At 39.9% G+C, this 6,159-nt stretch carries 4 protein-coding genes and 1 pseudogene; 4 read left to right on the top strand and 1 reads right to left on the bottom strand.

Features of this window, described 5'->3' with window-relative positions:
- The 4 genes and pseudogenes from AAC037_RS17755 to AAC037_RS17740 form a co-directional block, all read left to right on the top strand.
- Window positions 1-780 (top strand): annotated as a pseudogene (locus tag AAC037_RS17755) (TonB-dependent receptor); the annotation flags it as partial.
- Between the two features lie 45 nt (window positions 781-825).
- Window positions 826-2,304, top strand: a complete 1,479-nt coding sequence (locus AAC037_RS17750) for a RagB/SusD family nutrient uptake outer membrane protein (RefSeq protein ID WP_339904438.1) — start codon at window positions 826-828, stop codon at window positions 2,302-2,304.
- A gap of 25 nt (window positions 2,305-2,329) precedes the next feature.
- The gene (locus AAC037_RS17745) at window positions 2,330-3,667 is read left to right on the top strand and encodes a sulfatase (protein WP_339904436.1); all 1,338 of its coding nucleotides are present in this window, start codon (window positions 2,330-2,332) and stop codon (window positions 3,665-3,667) included.
- Between the two features lie 196 nt (window positions 3,668-3,863).
- A complete protein-coding gene (locus AAC037_RS17740; protein WP_339904434.1) occupies window positions 3,864-4,220 on the top strand; it encodes a DUF3703 domain-containing protein in 357 nt (118 codons plus the stop codon).
- Window positions 4,221-4,507: 287 nt separating this feature from the next.
- On the opposite strand, the gene AAC037_RS17735 is transcribed toward AAC037_RS17740, so the two are convergent.
- Window positions 4,508-6,070 carry a YdiU family protein gene (locus AAC037_RS17735; protein WP_339904432.1) on the bottom strand — a complete coding sequence of 521 codons (1,563 nt, stop codon included), beginning with the start codon at window positions 6,068-6,070 and terminating at the stop codon, window positions 4,508-4,510.
- Between the last annotated feature and the right edge of the window lie 89 nt (window positions 6,071-6,159).

Here is a 6,159-nt window from a genome sequence, read left to right as displayed (position 1 = left end):
AATAAAGTAATTTCCTTGAATGACAATACCGTACGGATATTGGCCGGTAATAATGACGGTAACCCAACGCACGTTTCCGTAGTAGGTAAGCCGATTGGTCAATTTTACGGATTTGTATTGGAGGGTGTTTATACACCGGAAGACATGGAGAATCCAGATATCGTTAAAACGCCACAAGTTTACGAAGGTAATGTCAAGTATAGGGATGTCAATGGAGATGGCTTGATCAATGACGTATTGGATTATACCATTATCGGTAACCCACATCCCGACTTTATTTTCGGTTTTACAAACAATTTTGCGTATAAAAATATTGACCTTGGATTGATAATCAATGGGCAAAGTGGTGGTCAGGTGATGAATGGATTGCGCCAGACGACAGACAATCTTCAAGGGTTTTTTAACGTGGACGAGGATTGGGTAAACCGATGGAGAAGTACCGAAAATCCGGGAGATGGAATTCATTCAGGAATCCCACAAGTGAGGCCTAGCTGGGGTCACCGGGTGTCTACCCTTTGGGTAGAAGATGCATCATACCTAAGGATTTCAAATCTTACTTTAGGCTATACACTTCCGAGTAAATTAATGGAGCATTTAAAAGTAATCAAGGGGTCAAGAATATACATGACCGTTCAAAATTTGGCCATGTTTACTCATTATAAAGGGGCCAATCCGGAAGGGCAAGCAGCCAATCAAAACAATACCCTGGTTCCCGGGTTTGACATGACTTCTTATCCATTGTCAAGGACCACTTCCATAGGTATCAATTTATCTTTTTAAACGCATTTGTAATTAATAATTCAGCGTCACAAAAAATAATCAGACATGAAAAAGCTATTATATATACTTGTCTTTTTGGGAATGAGTGCCTGTTCAGAGGATTTTCTGGAGATTTTCCCGGAGACGACTTTAAATGAAGGTAATTTCTATCAAACACAGGAAGAATTTATTCTTCTGGCCAATGGTTGCTATGTACCAATGAGGGATTATGAAAAAGATCTACATTGGGTTTTGGCAGAATTGATATCTGACAATACGAGTTTTCAGTACAATATCCGGACCGGGGAGGCCGTAAGGGGAGTTATTGATCAATTTATTATTACCTCCGACAATAGGGGCTATGCTCAATTTTGGGATAGATCATATAATGGGATCACCAGATGTAATAAATTATTGGCTGAAATAGATAGGGAAGGGGTCACCTGGACCGACCAAGCATATAAAGACAGGTCCAAAGGAGAGGCTTTGTTTTTGCGTGGACTTTATTATTTCAACCTGGTAAGACAGTTTGGTGGCGTGCCATTGGTGATTGCACCTATTACTGCACAGGAAGCTGTAAATATTGATAGGTCCACCGAGGAGCAGGTTTACCAACAAATTATTAATGACCTTGAAAGTGCTGTAGCCCATTTCTCTAATGCTACATCGGTAGATGAGGATGGCAGAGCGAATAAATATGCCGCACAAGCTTTATTAGGAAAAGTGCAACTTACTTTAAAAAATTATTCCGCAGCAGAAAGTAGTTTAAAGGAGGTAATCGATGCCAATCAGTATAGCTTGCTTCCGAATTATGCGGATCTATATGATCCATCCAATCCCGATTTCACTGAAACATTATTTGCAATTCAGTATTCAGAAAACAACCGCGAACTATCCAATAGGTTTATATTCATGTTTGCCCCTTGGAGTTCTGAAGGCGAAATAACCAATAGGCCTAATATTAGTATGGTTTCTGCCGGTTGGAATATCCCCACGCGCGATCTTATTGAGGCATTTGAGGAAGGAGACCAACGAAAAGAGGTGTCCATTAATACCTGGACAGGGCCGGATTGGGATGGTGAAATAAGAGAATTGTCTTATATTGGAAAGTTTAAACCACCAGTTTCCGCCCCCGATGATCGATGTGGGGACAATATGCCGGTCTTGCGTTATTCAGATGTATTGTTGATGTATGCGGAGGCCCTAAATGGACAAGGTAGAACAGGAGAAGCCATTCCTTATGTAGAAATGGTAAGGAACAGGGCAGGTTTAACAGAACCACTACAAGGGTATAACCAAGAGAGCTTACAGGACTTGATTCTGAAAGAACGCCAAGTGGAATTTTGTTTTGAAAACCAAAGGTGGTATGACCTGAAGAGAACCGGAAAAGCCTTGGAAGTAATGGCCGCTCATGGACAAAGGGAAAAACAGATGAAATCCTTCCTTTTTGATGCTTCTTTTGATGTGGCTGAATATAAATTATTGGCACCTATACCGGCAGAACAAATATTGATCAACCGACTAGAACAGAATTCAGGCTATTAATCTTAGAAAACCAAAATAATTTACAATGAAAAAAGCAAGTAGGATTCGTCCTTTAAGGTGGGCATTTGTGGTGCTCATTTTGATGTCAATTACGAAAATGACATCTTATGGGCAGGAAGAAAAGCCCAATATCATTTATATACTATCCGATGATCAAGCATGGAACGATTATGGTTTTACGGGACACCCACATATTGAGACTCCAAATATTGATAAATTGGCTGATGAAGGTCATACCTTCACTAGGGGTTATGTGACAGCCCCACTCTGTAGTCCTTCACTGGCAAGTATAATTACTGGTCTTTACCCTTATCAACATGGGATTACAGGGAATGATCCGGAGTTTAAATTTGCAGGGAAGCGTTACAATAATGATTGGCAAATCGCCAGGTCTCGGCTTTATAAAGACTACTTGGATGAATTTCAAAAACACCCCACCATCCCAATAATTCTGAAAAAATTGGGGTATTTGTCATTCCAAGCAGGGAAATGGTGGGGTGGAAACTACAAAGAAGGAGGGTTTACTCATGGAATGACCCATGGTGATCCGAGTAGAGGTGGAAGACATGGAGATGTAGGTCTTAAAATTGGACGTGAAGGAATGGATCCTATATTCGATTTTATGGATCATGCCATCGATGAAGACAAGCCCTTCTTTGTATGGTATGCTCCATTTTTGCCTCATTCTCCTCATAACCCACCGGACTCATTATTTCAGAAATACCTGCCCTTGGCTCCAAGCAATTCTGTTGCATCCTATTGGGCCATGTGTGAATGGTTTGACATAACTGTGGGTCAGCTTTTGGATAGGGTAGAAGAAAAAGGACTTACAGAGAATACCCTAGTTGTATTTGTCACAGATAATGGATGGATTCAAGATCCGGATGTACCGAATAAATATGTTAAGGGATCCAAGCAGGCTCCTTTGGATATGGGGATAAGAACACCAATTATTTATAAATGGCCAGGGAAAATCAAGCCTAAAATGGATCATTCCAATTTGACAAGCAGCATTGATATGGCGGTAACCACCTTGGCTGCGGTGGGGATGGGCCCGCTTTCTAATATGCAAGGAATCAATATAATGGATAAGAAAGCTTTAAAAAACAGAAAAGAAATCTACAGCATGGATTTTGCGCATGATATGAAGGGGGTAGATGTGCCGGAAAAGACTTTGGAAAGTAGAATGCTTATTACCAGCCCCTGGAAAATCATTGTACCGGGAGTCGCCAATGAGGATACGCAAGAAGTATTGTTGTACAATATCTTAAAGGATCCTCTGGAAGAAAATAACCTGGCAGAGAAACACCCTGAGGTAGTACAAAAACTTACAGCCTCACTGAATAAATGGTGGAATAAATAGTGGTTGATAGGAAAGGGAATTTCTCCCTTTCCTATTTTTTTATCAGGGATATCCTTAAAATTGGTGGAAAAAATTAAAGTAGAATTAATTTCAATCTATTCCCCATTGTCATAAGGAAAGAGAAAAACTTAAAGGTTTTATTTAACGTTTGACAGTTGTACGCACTATTGTATTTGATATGAAAATTTACACTTCTATGCCCTCAGGTTTAGTGCCTTATTTTCAAGAATCCCTTGAAAGTTACAGGATTGAGTTTGAAGCCGGTAACCTTGGTAAAGCATGGAACCATTTGGAAAATGCCCACATTATAGGGCAAAGGTATCCTTATACCCACACCTACGTTCATTGGGAAATGCTGTTGTTTGGGATAAAAGTCAAAAGTTATAGAGAAATAATTGGTCAAATTCCTCGATTGGTATTGGGAGGAGTTAAATCTTTTGTGGGTAAGGTTCCTTTGGGTAATCCCGGTGGAGCTGATGTGCCACCTTTAAAACCATTTCCAATCAAGAAAGGCATACAGGAGATTTTTGAGAAAACAGGAATAAAACAATAATATTGTGCCTGAGAATATAGGCTAGCTTAAATTTTAACCTAAAATTTCGAGGTTTTTCAGGAAGTGGATGACCTTATGATCAGACATTTCGCAGGGTTTTAATAAATCTTTCTTGTTGGTTATATAATAGTTTAGGCTAATAAAATTCTTTCCCCCCAATTCCTTGGCATAAATTTTAATACTTTTTCCCTTATTAAAATCGGTTCTTGTTAGTCCATATTTCTTGTTTTTATAAATCACTTCCGAATAACCAATGGGTAATTTGTATATCCAATTCACCAACATGATTAAGAACTACAGGAGAGCATGGAACAACCAACCTTATGTCTCGCCCATTCAGGACGTTTGGCAAACCATTTTTCTTGATGGGTTTGTTCTGAATAAGGTTTTTTCAACAGTTCAAACAATTCCTCCAAAAGACCATAATCTCCATTTTCAGCATCATCAATGGCAAATTGGGCCATGTAATTTCGAAGTACATATTTTGGATTAACTTGGTTCATGCTTTTCTTTCGCTCCTGGTCAGAAACAGCTTCCTCTTGCAGGCGATTTCCATAAAATTGGAACCAAGCTTCCCAATCTTCTCGTAGGCTAGCTGATAATTCAGAAGGCGTGTAGAAGGCTTCTTTTATTAGGTCTAAACCATTTGAAGTGTCAGCTTTCTCTACTTTACTTAACAACCTGAAAAATATAGTCATATCAGTTTCTGCCTCCTGCAAAAGCCGTTCTAATTCTTGAATTAAAGCGATGTCTTTCTCTTTTTCTGTTGATAGGCCTATTTTTTGTCGCATCATTTGAATCATTGCTTTAGGAAAACCTGTTCTATATTGGTTCAAAGCATCTTCTAAAGGTGCTACTTCTTCTATCAAAGGGTACAAGGCATTGGCCAATTGATATAAATTCCATAGGCCAATATTTGGTTGATTTCCATATCGGTATCTCTTTTGCTGAAGATCTGTGGTGTTGGGAGTCCAGCCTTCTTCGAAACCCTCCAGCCAACCGTAAGGACCATAATCTATGGTCAAGCCTAAAATAGACATATTGTCTGTATTCATCACCCCGTGAACAAAACCCACCCTTTGCCAATGAACAATTAGGGCTAAAGTACTTTGCACGACTTCATTGAAAAAGGCTATATAAGCCTCCTTTGAAGGGGAGCCTAAATGGGTGAAATGATGTTTTATGGTAAAGTCTACCAAGGTTTTAAGTGTTTGGGCATCTTGTCTGGAAGTAAAAAGTTCATAATTTCCAAAGCGTAAAAAACTTGGTGAAACCCGACTGACGATGGCTCCTTTTTCATAAGCAGGATTCCCGTTGTACAATACGTCTCGCATTACTTTGTCACCGGTTAAGGCCAGAGACAAAGCCCTGGTGGTTGGCACTCCTAAGTGATGCATAGCTTCACTGCAAAGGTATTCCCGAATGGAAGAGCGCAAAACCGCAAGTCCATCTGCTGTTCTTGAATAGGGTGTGGCTCCCGCACCTTTAAGTTGCACCACCCACTGTTTTTCCTGATGTGCTACTTCAAATAAATTAATGGCTCTGCCATCTCCCAACTGACCTGCCCAGTTTCCGAACTGATGTCCACCATAGCACATGGCATATGGTTGGGTATTATCCAATACCGCATTGCCTGTAAAAATCTTTAAGAATTCAGCAGATCTACTGTCAGCTACTGATAAACCCAAATTATCCAACATTTCCTTGGACACATGAATTAGCTTGGGTGCTGCACTGGGACTGGGTTCCACATAGGAAAAACAAGCCTCTGCAACCTGTCGCCTTTGGTTTCCCGTAATAGGGTCAGCAGGTAATTCACTTGTAAATGTATTTTGAATGTTAAGCTTCATCTCTCGGTCTTAAATTTAATCATTTTCCTGCCTAGCCTTTGAATGGATCCGGACAATCATAGATAGAGATTGGTTACCCAAGTTTGAAA

The organism is uncultured Cyclobacterium sp. (genome assembly GCF_963976465.1).
GTDB lineage: Bacteria > Bacteroidota > Bacteroidia > Cytophagales > Cyclobacteriaceae > Cyclobacterium.
The sequence above is the reverse complement of the archived record's forward strand: the minus strand, read 5'-3'. Positions and strand labels throughout refer to the sequence as shown.

What these genes read in the sequence shown, in the direction of transcription:
- AAC037_RS17750 (WP_339904438.1), top strand. Translation starts at nt 826, where the DNA reads ATGAAAAAGCTATTATATATACTTGTCTTTTTGGGAATGAGTGCCTGT.
- AAC037_RS17745 (WP_339904436.1), top strand. Translation starts at nt 2,330, where the DNA reads ATGAAAAAAGCAAGTAGGATTCGTCCTTTAAGGTGGGCATTTGTGGTG.
- AAC037_RS17735 (WP_339904432.1), bottom strand. Translation starts at nt 6,070, where the DNA reads ATGAAGCTTAACATTCAAAATACATTTACAAGTGAATTACCTGCTGAC.
- AAC037_RS17740 (WP_339904434.1), top strand. Translation starts at nt 3,864, where the DNA reads ATGCCCTCAGGTTTAGTGCCTTATTTTCAAGAATCCCTTGAAAGTTAC.